Source organism: Nocardioides sp. AN3 (assembly GCF_054653495.1).
The window spans coordinates 109,496-122,106 of the sequence record NZ_BAAIGC010000005.1 but is presented as its reverse complement, the minus strand read 5'-3'; the positions used below and the strand labels follow the sequence as shown (position 1 = coordinate 122,106).

15 protein-coding genes are annotated in these 12,611 nt (G+C 71.5%); 11 read left to right on the top strand and 4 right to left on the bottom strand.

The window, feature by feature from the left end; translation table 11 throughout:
• The first annotated feature begins 66 nt into the window (after window positions 1–66).
• Window positions 67–615 (top strand): hemerythrin domain-containing protein, encoded by a 549-nt coding sequence (locus tag ACYQ1K_RS07980; RefSeq protein ID WP_459982295.1) that lies wholly within the window; start codon window positions 67–69, stop codon window positions 613–615.
• Between the two features lie 4 nt (window positions 616–619).
• Here ACYQ1K_RS07980 and ACYQ1K_RS07975 read toward each other — a convergent pair whose 3' ends face one another.
• Window positions 620–1,405: an MOSC domain-containing protein gene (locus ACYQ1K_RS07975; protein WP_459982294.1), complete on the bottom strand. Its 786-nt coding sequence runs from the start codon at window positions 1,403–1,405 to the stop codon at window positions 620–622.
• An 84-nt stretch (window positions 1,406–1,489) separates the two neighbouring features.
• Between ACYQ1K_RS07975 and ACYQ1K_RS07970 the strand changes: the two genes are divergently transcribed.
• The 7 genes from ACYQ1K_RS07970 to ACYQ1K_RS07940 all read left to right on the top strand — a co-directional run bounded on the left by ACYQ1K_RS07970 (window position 1,490) and on the right by ACYQ1K_RS07940 (window position 8,815).
• Window positions 1,490–2,626 (top strand): molybdopterin molybdotransferase MoeA, encoded by a 1,137-nt coding sequence (locus tag ACYQ1K_RS07970; RefSeq protein ID WP_459982293.1) that lies wholly within the window; start codon window positions 1,490–1,492, stop codon window positions 2,624–2,626.
• An 8-nt stretch (window positions 2,627–2,634) separates the two neighbouring features.
• Window positions 2,635–2,871: a DUF6457 domain-containing protein gene (locus ACYQ1K_RS07965; RefSeq protein ID WP_459982292.1), complete on the top strand. Its 237-nt coding sequence runs from the start codon at window positions 2,635–2,637 to the stop codon at window positions 2,869–2,871.
• Window positions 2,872–2,903: 32 nt separating this feature from the next.
• On the top strand, window positions 2,904–3,737 hold the full coding sequence (gene fdhD, locus ACYQ1K_RS07960) for a formate dehydrogenase accessory sulfurtransferase FdhD (RefSeq protein ID WP_459982291.1): 834 nt from the start codon (window positions 2,904–2,906) through the stop codon (window positions 3,735–3,737).
• A 235-nt stretch (window positions 3,738–3,972) separates the two neighbouring features.
• Window positions 3,973–7,434: a sensor histidine kinase gene (locus ACYQ1K_RS07955; protein ID WP_459982290.1), complete on the top strand. Its 3,462-nt coding sequence runs from the start codon at window positions 3,973–3,975 to the stop codon at window positions 7,432–7,434.
• A complete protein-coding gene (locus ACYQ1K_RS07950) occupies window positions 7,431–7,835 on the top strand; it encodes a roadblock/LC7 domain-containing protein (protein ID WP_459982289.1) in 405 nt (134 codons plus the stop codon). The genes ACYQ1K_RS07955 and ACYQ1K_RS07950 overlap by 4 nt, the downstream gene beginning before the upstream one ends.
• Window positions 7,836–7,860: 25 nt before the next feature.
• Window positions 7,861–8,220, top strand: coding sequence for a DUF742 domain-containing protein (locus ACYQ1K_RS07945; protein WP_459982288.1), 360 nt, complete (start codon window positions 7,861–7,863; stop codon window positions 8,218–8,220).
• A gap of 22 nt (window positions 8,221–8,242) precedes the next feature.
• Window positions 8,243–8,815 carry a GTP-binding protein gene (locus tag ACYQ1K_RS07940; protein WP_459982287.1) on the top strand — a complete coding sequence of 191 codons (573 nt, stop codon included), beginning with the start codon at window positions 8,243–8,245 and terminating at the stop codon, window positions 8,813–8,815.
• 50 nt (window positions 8,816–8,865) lie between these two features.
• Here ACYQ1K_RS07940 and purU read toward each other — a convergent pair whose 3' ends face one another.
• Window positions 8,866–9,744 carry a formyltetrahydrofolate deformylase gene (gene purU / locus ACYQ1K_RS07935; protein WP_459982286.1) on the bottom strand — a complete coding sequence of 293 codons (879 nt, stop codon included), beginning with the start codon at window positions 9,742–9,744 and terminating at the stop codon, window positions 8,866–8,868.
• 51 nt (window positions 9,745–9,795) lie between these two features.
• Here purU and ACYQ1K_RS07930 point away from each other — a divergent pair, with 51 nt between their 5' ends.
• Window positions 9,796–10,140 (top strand): bifunctional 3-phenylpropionate/cinnamic acid dioxygenase ferredoxin subunit, encoded by a 345-nt coding sequence (locus ACYQ1K_RS07930; RefSeq protein WP_459982285.1) that lies wholly within the window; start codon window positions 9,796–9,798, stop codon window positions 10,138–10,140.
• Window positions 10,141–10,149: 9 nt separating this feature from the next.
• Here ACYQ1K_RS07930 and ACYQ1K_RS07925 read toward each other — a convergent pair whose 3' ends face one another.
• Window positions 10,150–10,545, bottom strand: coding sequence for an FAD synthase family protein (locus tag ACYQ1K_RS07925; protein WP_459982284.1), 396 nt, complete (start codon window positions 10,543–10,545; stop codon window positions 10,150–10,152).
• Window positions 10,546–10,621: 76 nt separating this feature from the next.
• Here ACYQ1K_RS07925 and ACYQ1K_RS07920 point away from each other — a divergent pair, with 76 nt between their 5' ends.
• Both ACYQ1K_RS07920 and ACYQ1K_RS07915 read left to right on the top strand, forming a co-directional pair.
• The gene (locus ACYQ1K_RS07920; RefSeq protein ID WP_459982436.1) at window positions 10,622–11,866 is read left to right on the top strand and encodes a DUF445 domain-containing protein; all 1,245 of its coding nucleotides are present in this window, start codon (window positions 10,622–10,624) and stop codon (window positions 11,864–11,866) included.
• Window positions 11,867–11,943: 77 nt separating this feature from the next.
• Window positions 11,944–12,156: an RNA-binding S4 domain-containing protein gene (locus ACYQ1K_RS07915; protein ID WP_459982434.1), complete on the top strand. Its 213-nt coding sequence runs from the start codon at window positions 11,944–11,946 to the stop codon at window positions 12,154–12,156.
• 79 nt (window positions 12,157–12,235) lie between these two features.
• Here the strand turns inward: ACYQ1K_RS07915 and ACYQ1K_RS07910 are convergent, their stop codons facing one another.
• On the bottom strand, window positions 12,236–12,607 hold the full coding sequence (locus ACYQ1K_RS07910) for an FKBP-type peptidyl-prolyl cis-trans isomerase (RefSeq protein WP_459982283.1): 372 nt from the start codon (window positions 12,605–12,607) through the stop codon (window positions 12,236–12,238).
• Window positions 12,608–12,611 lie beyond the last annotated feature (4 nt).

Below are 12,611 nucleotides of genomic sequence, written 5' to 3'. Positions count from 1 at the left end.
CTTCGGCGCCTGGTAACCGGTCGATGCCCCGGCATGCCGCGGGCCGTTGCGGGCTACTGCTGCGCCATGACGAGCATCGACGTGGGCCGTCCCCTCTCCGGGGACGTCATCGACCTGATCAGCGACGACCACCGCCTCTTCGAGCGGCTGCTCCGCCAGCTGCGGGACACGACCCAGGACCGCGACACGGTTCGTCGTGCCTTCGCCGACGTCCTCATCGCCCACGGCGTGGCCGAGGAGGAGCTGGTCTACCCGGTCCTGCGCCGCCAGGCCGCCGACGTCGGCGAGCACGAGGTCGAGCACGGCGAGGAGGAGCATGCCGAGGGCAACGCCGCCCTCCTGAAGGTGCTGGAGCTCAAGGGCACCGACAGCCAGAGGTTCACCGACGCCGTCGAGAAGTTGAGCAACCTCGTCGCCCACCATGTCGCGGAGGAGGAGCTCACCATCCTCAGTCCGGCCCGCACCGAGGTGGGGGAGCGGGTCAGGCGCGAGCTGGGCGAGAAGTGGGCGGCGCGGCGCAACGAGCTGCTCGACTCCGGCTGCGGCGACGTCGAGAACGTCCGACGCATCGTCGAGGAGGCCGAGCGCGAGGGCAAGCTCGACGAGGAGGAGTGACGTCTCAGCCGGTCGGGCCCGTGCCGCCTGCCACCGTGCCGCCCACCGTCACGGCGGCGTAGATGCCGAACGCGGGCTCGCCGGCGCTGTTGCGCGGTCGGTAGGAGGCCAGAGTCTGGAGGAGTCGTGCGTCCTTCTCGCCGCTGACCGGGGAGTGGTCGATGACCGCACAGCGGGGGATCGCGACACCCGCGACGAGAGCCGCATCACCGGCCCTCAGTTCTCGCCCCAGCCAGGTCTCCTCGACGTAGGGCTCGTCGGTCTCGACCACCATCGTCGCCCGGAAGCGCGCCGACTCCGCCACCAGGTCGCGCCCGACGCGCTCGGCCAGGTCGCGGAGGGAGGCGGTCCCCACGATCGTGATGCTGCTCCCGTTGTAGACCACGGCCGCGGGCGGCGCGGCCGTCAGCCGCACGCTCCTGCCCAGGTGCTTGCCGAGCATCTCCGCATGCGGGCCCTCGAGCAGGCTCAGCTCGACCGGACGGCCCCAGTAGTCGCACGTGATCGTCTCGCCGGTGGGCTCGAGGGGTGCCCGCACCGGATCCGAGCCGTCCAGGGTGACCTCGAGGACGTCGCCGTCGCGACGCGCCAGGACGGTCAGGAGACGCGGGTTCTGGATCGTGCGCAGCACCCGGTGCGCTTCGGGGTCGACCAGCGCGAGCCCGCGGTCGCCGACCGCCCCGGTCGCCGTGAGCCGCACCGTGTCCTGGGGCCGGTGGGCGGTGCCCTTGACCGGGGCGTAGCCGGTCGACACGACCGCCAGGTCGATCGGCTCGCGGGTCCCGATCATGCGAGGACGCTAGCGCAGCCGGAGGCCACCGGCCGCCGGGGGAGGACTTCTCGGAACGAGTTCGGGGCACCCTAGGGTGTGCCCATGCGGTTGAGGTGGAGCGAGGCGCGTCAGGCGGCGTACGACGCAGTCGACCCGCTCGCCGTCACCACGGTGCGGATCGAGCAGGCGCTCGGGCGGCGCCTCGCCCATCCGCTGGTCGCCGTCGACCACCTGCCTCGCTTCGACAATGCCGCCATGGACGGGTATGCCGTCGCAGGCCCCGGCCCCTGGCACCTGCGTGGCACCACGCTGGCCGGGGAGCCCGGCACCGGCCTGGCGCTCGAGCACGGCGAGGCCTGGGCAGTGGCCACAGGCGCCCCCGTGCCGGCGGGCACCCGGTCGGTCCTTCCGATCGAGGACGCCGAGGTCACCACCCCAGCGCCTGGCCGCGTCGTCGTGGACGGGCGCATCGACGACGAGCGTCACGTCCGCTTGCGCGGCGAGGAGGCGGTCCCCGGCGAGAAGCTGATCTCGGCCGGCGCCCACGTGACACCGCAGGTCGTGGCCCTTGCGGCGGCCGTCGGCGTCACCCAGATGACCGTCCGAGCCGTTCCGTGCGTCACGGCACTCGTGACCGGGGACGAGTTCGGCGACGGGCCGGGTCAGGTGCACGACGCGATCGGACCCGCCCTGCCGGGCTGGGTCGCCTGGGCCGGGGGGACGCTCGGCGGGCTCACGTGGCTGCCCGACGGAGCGAGCGACCTGCGAACGGCGCTGACGTCGGCCACGGGCGACCTGGTCGTGGTGACCGGCTCGTCCTCGGTCGGCCCGGAGGACCATCTGCGCCCGCTGCTCGGCGAGCTGGACGCCCGACCGGTCGTGGACGGGGTCCGATGCCGGCCGGGCAGCCTGACCGGCCTGTGGCTGCTTGCCGACGGGCGTCTGGTCGCGGCTCTGCCGGGCAACCCCTTCGCCGCGCTGGTCGCCTTCGTGACGGTCGTGGCGCCCGCCCTCCTGGCACTGCGCGGAGACGACCTTCCCATGCTGTCCGCGGTTGCCGCCGACCTGCCGCCCCATCGAAGCGACGATCGGCTGGCGCCCGTGCGGCTCACCGAGGCGGGCCCGGTCGCGCTTGGCCACGACCGCAGCGGCATGCTGAGAGGCGTGGCCGAGGCCGACGCCTTGGCGGTCATCCCCTCCGAGGGCGGCCCGGTCCTGATTCAACCGCTGCCGATCTGAGGAGACCCATGACTGTCGAGGAGTGGATCCCGCGGCTCGCCGCTGAGCTCGGGCTGGACACCGAGGTGGACGTCGACGCGATCCTCGCGATCGCCGGGGACGTCGCGCACGCCGTGGAGCGGAAGGCTGCCCCCGTCTCCGCGTTCGTCATCGGACTTGCCGCGGGCCGGGCCGGAGGAACGCCCGAGGCGGTCGCGCAGGCGATCCGTGCCACCCGAGCCCTCATCGAGCAGGCCGCCGAGTGAGCGCCGTTGGCCGGCGCGGCTAAGGTCGCCACATGCGCAAGCGCGCCGTACGCCGCAAGGTCACCCGTCTCCAGGTCGGCGGTGCCCCTCGCGTCCGCGAGGACCGGCTGGCGGCGGAGGAGCCGCTCGAGATCCGGCTGGGGGGTCGTCCGCTCGCAGTGACGATGCGGACTCCGGGACATGACATGGAGCTCGCCGCGGGCTTCCTCGTCTCCGAGGGTGTCGTCCGACAGCGCGACGACATCAGCATCGCGCGCTACTGCGCGGGGGCGACCGAGGAGGGGGTCAACACCTACAACGTCCTCGACGTCCAGCTCGCACCCGGCACCGTCGTCCCGGAGTTCGGGCTCGAGCGCAACGTCTACACCTCGTCCTCCTGCGGCGTGTGTGGCAAGGCCAGCATCGACGCGGTCCGAACCCGATCGTCGTACGAGGTCGACGGCGATCCGCTGGCCGTGACCGCCGAGCTGCTCACCGCCCTGCCGGACCGCCTGCGCAAGGCCCAAGAGGTCTTCGAGATGACCGGCGGCCTGCATGCTGCGGGCCTCTTCGACGGGCGCACCGGTGAGCTGCTGGTCGTCCGTGAGGACGTCGGCCGCCACAACGCGGTGGACAAGGTCGTCGGCTGGGCGTTGGAGCACGAGAAGCTGCCGCTGCGGGGGATGGTCCTCATGGTCTCGGGGCGGGCGAGCTTCGAGCTGACCCAGAAGGCGTCGATGGCCGGCATCCCCGTCCTCGCCGCCGTGTCGGCGCCCTCGTCGCTCGCGGTGGAGCTGGCGGAGGAGGCGGGGCTGACGGTCGTCGGCTTCCTGCGCGGCACGTCGATGGTGATCTACACCCGGCCCGACCGGGTCACCACCTCCTAGTCCCTCCGAGTAGGGCCCACACCACCCAACGAGGCGGTAGCTCCGGCAAATCCCGGGAATTTCCCCATCTCCGGGTGCGGTCTCGTGAATTGCCGTACTTTGGCGCTGCCGAGCAGACGTCGCAGGCGTGGATGGGGGGCACGTCAGCGACGGAGGCAGGCTCAGGGAACCGGCGTCGGGTGGGCCGCCTGTGCCTTGCACAACGTTCCGGGACGTCGTCCAGAGGTGAGGGAGCATGGCGAAGCCACCGACCACTCGTGCAACTCGTCGAAGCGCCTGGCGGGGCATCCGCCCGAGGCTCGTCGCAGTCCTGCTCATCCCGACCCTCGCGGCGGTCGGGCTCGGCGGGCTGCGGGTCGCGGCTGCCGTCAACGACCGCTCCGCCGCGACCCGTGCGGCGACCATCGCCTCCGCGCTGCCTGACAGCTTCCGCCTCGCACTGCAGCTGCAGGTCGAGCGCGACACGCTGACCGAGCCTCGGGTCACGGCCAAGGACCGGGCACGGGTCGAGTCGGCGACGAATGCGAGCATCGCGGCGTGGCGGGCGCGACGCGCCGAGATGGACATCTCGCACGACCCGAGGCTGAGCCAGGACCTGGCCACGATCGGCGGGTCGCTGAACGGCATCGCCAAGCTCCGCGCCGATGCGATCACGCCCGGGACGCGGCTGCTCGCCTCGACGGAGTACACGAACACGCTCAACACCCTGCTGGGACTGGCCGCGCGCCTCCCGGACCTCGGCTCGGCCCACGACCTCTACCGCCAGGCGTCTGCGCTGGGCGAGGTGCGCACGGCGGCCGAGGCGCTGGCCGACCAGCGCACCCTCGTGACCAAGGCGCTCACCGACAACGACCTCAGTCAGTACGACCTCACCGCGCTCGCCACGGCGACCGAGTCCTGGCACGCGGCGAGCGACTTCTTCTACCGCAACACCTCGCCGCGCGCGCAGAAGGAGTTCGACACGATCAACGGCGGCAGCGGCGACCTCCTCGGCTCCCATGCCCCGATGCAGGCCGCTGTCAGCTCATTGCTCAGCACGGGCGACACCGACGCGGTCAACATGAACCTCTCGACGTGGAGCGCCGCCTCCGGGGACTTCCTGGCCCAGGTGGCCGGTGTCATCGCGACCGCGGCCGCTGACCTCGCCGCGGCGGTGGAGGCTCGCAAGGCCGCGGCGGAGCGTGACGCCGCCATCAGCGGGGTCAGCGTGGCCCTGATCTTCCTCCTCGTGCTGCTCGCCAGCGTGTTCCTGGCGCGCTCGATCCTCGGACCGCTGAACCGGCTGCGGGACGCCGCCCTCGACATCGCGCGGCGCGGCCTGCCGGAACGGGTGCGCGCCCTCGAGGCCTCCGACCGGGTCGGAGATCTCAGCGTCGAGCCCATCGTGGTGGGGAGCCGGGACGAGATCGCCGAGGTCGCAACGGCCTTCGACGCCGTCCATGCCGAGGCCATCCGGCTGGCCGGTGAGCAGGCGCAGATGCGAGCGAACGTCAACAAGATGTTCGTGAACCTCTCCCGCCGGTCGCAGAGCCTGGTCGAGCGGCAGCTCCGGCTCATCGACCAGCTGGAGTCCGATGAGCAGGACCCGGACCACCTCGCCAACCTGTTCCGTCTCGACCACTTGGCGACCCGCATGCGCCGCAACGACGAGTCGCTCATGGTCCTCGCAGGAGGCGACACCGGGCAGGCCGCGCGGGGCCCGGTCCCGGTCCTCGACGTGCTTCGCGCTGCCAGCTCCGAGGTGGAGCAGTTCGCGCGCATCGAGATCGAGTCCGGGGAGACGGCGAAGTTCCGCGGCGGCGTCGCCGGTGACCTCGTCCACCTCCTCGCCGAGCTCATCGAGAACGCGACGAACTTCTCACCGCCGGACACGACGGTCGTCGTCCGCTCGAGCCGGACCTCGCCGGTCGGCCCTCTCGTCATCGAGGTGCGCGACCTCGGCATCGGCATGACAGCGGGCGAGCTCGACGCCGCCAACGAGAAGCTGCGCAGTGCCGGTGACCTCGACGCCGACGTCGCCCGCATGATGGGCCTGGTCGTCACGGCGCGGCTCGCGAGCCGCCACGCCTTGACGGTGGAGCTGCGTGCCAACAGCCCGCGCGGCGTCGTCGCCCGCGTCGAGGTCCCGGCCGCGGCCCTCCTCGAGCCCGAGACCCGTTCGGCTCTGCTCTTGGACGCCGTCGACCTGGCAGGCCCGCTCCTCGAGAGCCCGGCTCCTCGCGAGCCGCTCCAGCGCTCGGACCGGTCGGTGAGCCCGATCGGGGAGCGCGAGCTCGCCCCGAAGACCGCGCCCGCGTCGAAGCCGGACGTCTCAGCCGAGCCTGTGGCGGCTGTCGAGTCGGTGGCCCCTGTCGAGCCGGTGGCGTCTGTCGAGGTGCTGGAGCCGGCTGAGCGGACGGTGGAGAACCTCGGTCGTCCCGCCCTGCCGCGGCGGCCGACGGCGTCCACTCCGGTGCCGCCTTCGAGTCAGGCGCTTCCAGGCGCGCCGATGCCGGCGTCCGTGCGTCCGCCGGAGGGCTACCAGCCTCCGGCCGACAGGCCGGTCGCCTCCGAGCCCCCGGTGCAGAGCTGGTTCACCTCGACGGTTCCGCTGCGCGACCCCGAGGAGCTGCTCAACAACTACCTCATCGGTCGGGCCGAGGGTGTCGACGGGGCGATCAAGAACCCGTTCGCCGGTCTCACCAAGCGGGGCGCCTCCGGCGTCGGCGGATCCACCGTCGGCGGCGCCGCGCCGCACGACGGCGAGCACCAGCGCTCCTCGCCGGGCCCTCTCGACGCTGCTGCGAACGGCGCGCTGTCGCCGGTCGACCGCGCGGGACTGACTGGGTCGGCGCCGGAACCGGCGACCGAGCCGACGCTCACCTCGAGCGGGCTGCCCACGCGGGTCCCGCGCAGCAGCCTGCCGCCTGAGCGCCCGTTCGACGCCTTCGGCGCGGCACCGGCTCCCGCGGCCGATGCTGCGCCCGCGACGGAGCCCCTGGCCGAGCCTCTGCCTGCCTCTTCGGCCGCGTCCGTCGCCGAGTCCCCGGCCGAGTCTCTAGCCGAGTCCCTCACCGAGGCTTCGGTTGACCGCTCCGCGTCCTCGACCGAGCCTTTGATGGATTCTCCGGCTGAGCAGGCCGAAGGCCGCGGCCCGGTCCTCGACCCACTCATCGCCGAGCTGGCCGTCGACGTCCTGAGCGCCCCCTCCGCCGAGGAGGCACTCGCCGAGTCGGACGGCCGGGAGGAGGACGACACGTCGATCTTCGCCTCCCTGCAGTCGGAGTGGTTCACGCGCCGCACCTCGCTCGAGGCGCGCCGCAGCCAGCCCGACCCCGACGCTCAGGACCTCGACGCCGAGTCGGCGGACTGGGTCTCGCCCGGCGACGAAGGCTGGCGCCGCGCCGCCGAGGTGGCCGACCCCGTCGCCGAGGACCCCAAGGCCGAGACGACCGCGGACGGCCTGCCCCTGCGCGTCCCGGGCCGCAACCTGGTCCCCGGCTCAGCGGAGCCCGTCATCCCCGCGGCCGCCGCGGAGAACGTCGTGCCGATGCCGCGGCTCGAGAGGCGGCGTACGCGTGGCCTCTCCAGCTTCCAGCAGGGCGTCAGCCGTGCGCGCACGTCCGAGGCCCCCGGGTCCGAGGGCGTCAGCGAAGAGATCACCGTTCCGGGCGCGTACGACGCGTCCGCGAACCGAGCAATGGAGGAGCAGCAGTGACGACTGTCAGTGCCGGACTCGACTGGCTGGTCGACAGCCTCACCCAGCGCACGCCGGACATCGCCCACGCGATCCTGGTGTCGGCCGACGGGATGCCGATGGCGAGCTCGCGCGACTTCCCCCCCGACCGAGCCGACCAGCTCGCGGCGATCACCTCGGGCCTGACGAGCCTCACGATGGGCGCTGCGCGCTGCTTCGCCGCCGGCCAGGTGCAGCAGATGGTCATCGAGATGGACGGCGGCTATCTGGTGCTGATGGCGGTCGGCGAAGGCTCCAGCCTCGCTGCCCTCGCGAGCCCGGACTGCGACCTCGGTCAGGTCGGCTACGAGATGCAGCTGCTGATCTCACGCGTGACCAGCGCTCTCACTCCCGACATCCGAACCGGCGCCGACGGTGCCTGACGGCGCCATGACGTGAGGTGTAGACGTGAGCAACGCTTCCCCCGAGCCGCTGCCGCTCGTCAGGCCCTACGCCCTCACCGGCGGACGCACCAAGCCCAAGCGGGACTATCCGATCGAGGCTCTCGTCAAGACCGACGCCGAGCTCGCGACGGAGGGGTTCCGCACCCCCGAGGAGTCGGCCATCGCCGAGCTGTGCACCGAGAGCCGATCGGTCGCCGAGGTCGCCGCACTCATCAAGCTGCCGTTGGGCGTCGTGCGGGTGCTCATCGCTGATCTCGCCGATCGAGGCGTCGTCGAGGTCCACGCCGCGACCTACGGCGATGCCGACAGTCGTCCCGACGCTTCCCTGCTGGAGCGGGTCCTCAGCGGACTCCGCAACCTGTGACCATCACCGTGGAGGAAAACCCGTGATTCCCGACACCCGTCAGGCGACCATGTCGGCCAAGATCGTCATCGCCGGTGGCTTCGGCGTCGGCAAGACGACGTTCGTGGGCTCGGTCTCCGAGATCATGCCGCTGACCACCGAGGCCGTGATGACGTCTGCGAGCGCGGGCGTCGACGACCTCTCCGCGGTGCCGAACAAGACGACGACGACCGTCGCCATGGACTTCGGTCGGGTCTCGCTCGACTCCGACCTGATCCTGTACCTGTTCGGGACCCCAGGCCAGAACCGCTTCTGGTTCATGTGGGACGACCTCACACAGGGCGCGATCGGAGCGGTCGTGCTCATCGACACCCGGCGACTGGCCGACTCCTTCGGGGCGATCGACTACTTCGAGTCGCGCAACGTGCCCTTCGTGGTCGCCCACAACGTCTTCGACGACAACCGCTACACCGGCGAGCAGATCCGCGAGGCACTCGCCCTGCGGCCCGAAGTGCCGGTCATCACGTGCGACGCTCGCGACCGGGAGTCCACCAAGACGACCCTCATCAACCTCGTCGAGCACGTCCTCGCGCTCGTCTCGGCCCGCGCCGAGTAGCCGCCGGACAGGCTCGCACAACTGCTCCGCGAGCGGACGCAGATGACCGCTCAGCGGAAGACGACGGTCTTGTGGCCGTTGAGGAGGACCCGGGTCTGGGCATGCCACTTCACGGCGCGGGCGAGCACCTGCGCCTCGACGTCGCGCCCCGCGGCCACGATCTCCTCGACGCTGGCCCGGTGGTCGACGCGGACGACGTCCTGCTCGATGATCGGTCCCTCGTCGAGGTCGCCGGTCACGTAGTGCGCCGTGGCGCCGACGAGCTTCACGCCCCGGTCGAACGCCTGGTGGTAGGGCTTCGCCCCCTTGAAGCTCGGGAGGAACGAGTGGTGGATGTTGATGGCGCGCCCCGCCAGCGCCTCGCAGAGCCCGTCGGAGAGGATCTGCATGTAGCGGGCGAGCACGACGAGGTCGACCCGCTCGTGCTCGACCAGCTCCAGCAGCCGCTTCTCCGCCGCGGCCTTCGTGGTGCGGGTGACCGGGACGTGATGGAACGGCACGCCGTAGGTCTGCGCGAGCGGCTCCAGGTTGCGGTGGTTGGAGACGACCGACGCCACCTCGACCTGCAGTGCGCCGCTGCGCCACCGGAACAGCAGGTCGTTGAGGCAGTGACCGTCCTTCGAGACCATGATCAGCGTGCGGCAGGGGGCGTCCGCGGCGCGCATCTGCCAGTGCATGCCGTAGCGCTGCGCCAGCGGCACGAACTCCTCGCGCAGCCCTGACAGGCTGGCGGCGCCGTCGAGCACCTCGAAGTGGATGCGCTGGAAGAAGCGGCCTTCACGGTGGTTCTCGTACTGCTGCAGCTCGAGGATGTTGCCCGAGCGCTCCAGCAGGAAGCCGGAGACGGCGTGGATCAGGCCCGGCCCGTCGGGGCAGTCGACAGTCAGGACGTAGGTCGGCCCGTACGTCGGTGCAGGGTGGTCGGACACAGGCGGGAGTCTGTCACGCCGGTGATGGGGCGGCCCGCTACTGTCTCAGCCGTGATCCCGGTCTGCCCGCTCTCCGACCTCGTCGCCTCCGAGCCGATCCGCTTCGAGCCCGACGGCGACGTCCCGATCTGCGTCGTCCTCGCCGATGATGGCGAGGTGTATGCGGTCGATGACATCTGCTCCCACCAGGAGGCCTCGCTCGCCGAGGGGTGGGTCGAGGGATGCGAGATCGAGTGCCCCCTGCACGGGTCTGCCTTCGACCTGCGCACCGGGGAGGTCGACACGCTGCCCGCGACGCGTCCCATCCGCACCCACGCCGTCGAGATCGTCGACGGCGTCGTGCACGTCTCGCTCTCCGACGAGCGGCCGAACCTGCCGCCGGGCGTCAGCTTCTGATCGCTGGGCTCAGCCGTTCGAGATCTTCTCGATGAGGGCCGTGGTCGAGATCGCCGGCGTCCGAGGCAGGTAGACGACCTCGCAGATGTCGGTCAGCTCGTCGAAGCGGCCCGCCCAGTCGTCCCCCATGACCAGCACGTCCGCGGAGAACTTCTCGATGTAGTGACGCTTGAGCTCCAGGCTCTCCTCGACGAACACCTCATCGACTGCCTTGAGCGCGCCGACGATCGCGAGGCGCTCGGCCTCGGTGAAGACGGGCTCACGGTTCTTCTTCACCCGGTTGAGCGCGTCCGCGGAGACACCGACGACGAGGCGGTCGCCATACGACGCGGCGCGCTCGATGATGCGCAGGTGTCCGACGTGGAAGACGTCGAACGTCCCGAAGGTGATCACCGTGCGAGGCATGGGGTGCAGTCTCCCACGCACGCATGGGGCCGACTGAATCCTGGGGCGGCACGGCACAATCGGCCCCGTGAGCCTGATGATGGGGGACCCGGCGGCTGACGAGGTACGCCGCGCCGCCTTGCGCCGGATGCGCAGCGTCGCGCTGGGGCTGCTGCTGCTCGCGGCGATCGTCTACCTCGTCACGCTGGGCGCGGACGGGGTGCTGGGGTTCGTCAACGCGGGCGCCGAGGCATCGATGGTCGGCGCGATCGCCGACTGGTTCGCGGTGACGGCGCTGTTCCGCCACCCGCTCGGTCTGCCGATCCCGCACACGGCTCTCATCCCGAAGCGGAAGGACGACCTCGGCCGAGGGCTGGAGGAGTTCGTCGGTGAGAACTTCCTGCAGGAGGAGGTCATCCGCGACCGGATGCGGGCCGCGGACGTCTCGCGGCGCGTCGGCGGCTGGCTCAGCCACCCCGACAACGCCCGCAGACTCGTGGACGAGGTCTCGCTGATCGCCGCCACGACGCTCTCCCGGGTGCGCGACGAGCACGTCGCCTCCCTGTTCAGCGACGTGCTGTTCCCGCGGCTGCGCGAGGAGCCCGTGGCGCCCCTCCTCGGCGGTCTGCTCGAGGAGGCGATCGACGAGGACCTGCAGCGCGGCCTCGTCGACCTGGTCCTCGTCGAGCTGCATGCCTGGCTGCTGGCCAACGAGGAGACGGTGACCGACGTGCTGGGCGAGCGGGCGCCGTGGTGGACCCCGACCGCGCTCAACGACCGTGTCACGGCGCGGATCCATCTCGAGCTGGTCCGCTGGGTCGAGGACATCCAGGGCGACCCCTACCACCGGGCGCGGGCCGCCTTCGACTCGATGCTGGTGACGCTAGCGAAGAACCTGCGGGAGGACCCGCCGACGCAGGAGCGGGCCGAGCGGCTCAAGGCACGGCTGCTCGACCATCCACAGGTGCTCGCCTCCACGGTGTCGATCTGGAACGCCCTGCGCCGCGTGCTGACCGCCTCGCTGCGCGAGCCCGACGGCGCCTTGCGGGAGCGCCTGCGCACGGAGCTGGTGACCTTCGGCCGCCGGCTTCTCGACGACGAGGAGCTGCGCCAACGGCTCGACGGCCTGGCGGAGGATGCGGCGGTCTTCGCCGTCGACCGGTACGGCGCCGAGGTGACCGCCGTCATCACCCACACCATCCAGCGCTGGGACGGCAAGGAGGCCGCACGGCGAATCGAGCTCCACGTCGGCCGGGATCTTCAGTTCATCCGGATCAACGGCACGATCGTCGGCGGCCTCGTCGGTGTCGGCATCCACGCGGTCACCGTGCTCGTGCGATGAGGTGGTTCACTGACCACGTGTCCGCCCGCAGCGTGTCCTCCGAGCCCGAGCCCGACGACGTCCCCATCCGTGAGGACATGATCCGGCTGGGTCAGTTCCTCAAGCTGGCGAACCTCGTCGAGCACGGCGGCCAGGCGAAGGAGGTCATCGCCGCCGGCGAGGTGCGCGTCAACGGTGACGTCGAGATGCGGCGCGGGCGACAGCTTCACGTCGGGGACGTCGTACGGCTGGGCTCGCAGGCCGCCCGCATCGTCGACGAGGCGGAGTTCGAGGACAACCTGCCCTGGTGACGACCCCGCCGCGGACGTCAGACGACCTGGCTGCCTGAGCGACCAGCCCGCATGACGTCCCGGTCGACGGGCCGCGGGATCAGGCGACGCCAAGCAGGTCGACGACGAAGATCAGGGTCTCCCCGGGCTTGATGACGCCGCCGGCGCCGCGGTCGCCGTACCCCAGGTGCGGGGGGATGACCAGCTGGCGGCGGCCACCGACCTTCATGCCCTGGACGCCCTGGTCCCAGCCGGAGATGACCTGGCCGACGCCCAGGCGGAAGCGGAGCGGCTCGCCGCGGTTGTAGGAGGCGTCGAACTCCTCTCCGGTGGAGTGGGCCACGCCGACGTAGTGCACGGTGACCGTCTGGCCGGCGCTGGCCTCGGCGCCGTCGCCCTCGGTGAGGTCGGTGACCACGAGGTCGGCGGGCGGTTCGGGGTCGAAGAACTCGATCTCGGGCTTCTCAGTCATGCCC

What these genes read in the sequence shown, in the direction of transcription:
- ACYQ1K_RS07980 (WP_459982295.1), top strand. Translation starts at nt 67, where the DNA reads ATGACGAGCATCGACGTGGGCCGTCCCCTCTCCGGGGACGTCATCGAC.
- ACYQ1K_RS07975 (WP_459982294.1), bottom strand. Translation starts at nt 1,405, where the DNA reads ATGATCGGGACCCGCGAGCCGATCGACCTGGCGGTCGTGTCGACCGGC.
- ACYQ1K_RS07970 (WP_459982293.1), top strand. Translation starts at nt 1,490, where the DNA reads ATGCGGTTGAGGTGGAGCGAGGCGCGTCAGGCGGCGTACGACGCAGTC.
- ACYQ1K_RS07965 (WP_459982292.1), top strand. Translation starts at nt 2,635, where the DNA reads ATGACTGTCGAGGAGTGGATCCCGCGGCTCGCCGCTGAGCTCGGGCTG.
- fdhD (WP_459982291.1), top strand. Translation starts at nt 2,904, where the DNA reads ATGCGCAAGCGCGCCGTACGCCGCAAGGTCACCCGTCTCCAGGTCGGC.
- ACYQ1K_RS07955 (WP_459982290.1), top strand. Translation starts at nt 3,973, where the DNA reads ATGGCGAAGCCACCGACCACTCGTGCAACTCGTCGAAGCGCCTGGCGG.
- ACYQ1K_RS07925 (WP_459982284.1), bottom strand. Translation starts at nt 10,545, where the DNA reads ATGCCTCGCACGGTGATCACCTTCGGGACGTTCGACGTCTTCCACGTC.
- ACYQ1K_RS07920 (WP_459982436.1), top strand. Translation starts at nt 10,622, where the DNA reads ATGATGGGGGACCCGGCGGCTGACGAGGTACGCCGCGCCGCCTTGCGC.
- ACYQ1K_RS07915 (WP_459982434.1), top strand. Translation starts at nt 11,944, where the DNA reads ATGATCCGGCTGGGTCAGTTCCTCAAGCTGGCGAACCTCGTCGAGCAC.
- ACYQ1K_RS07910 (WP_459982283.1), bottom strand. Translation starts at nt 12,607, where the DNA reads ATGACTGAGAAGCCCGAGATCGAGTTCTTCGACCCCGAACCGCCCGCC.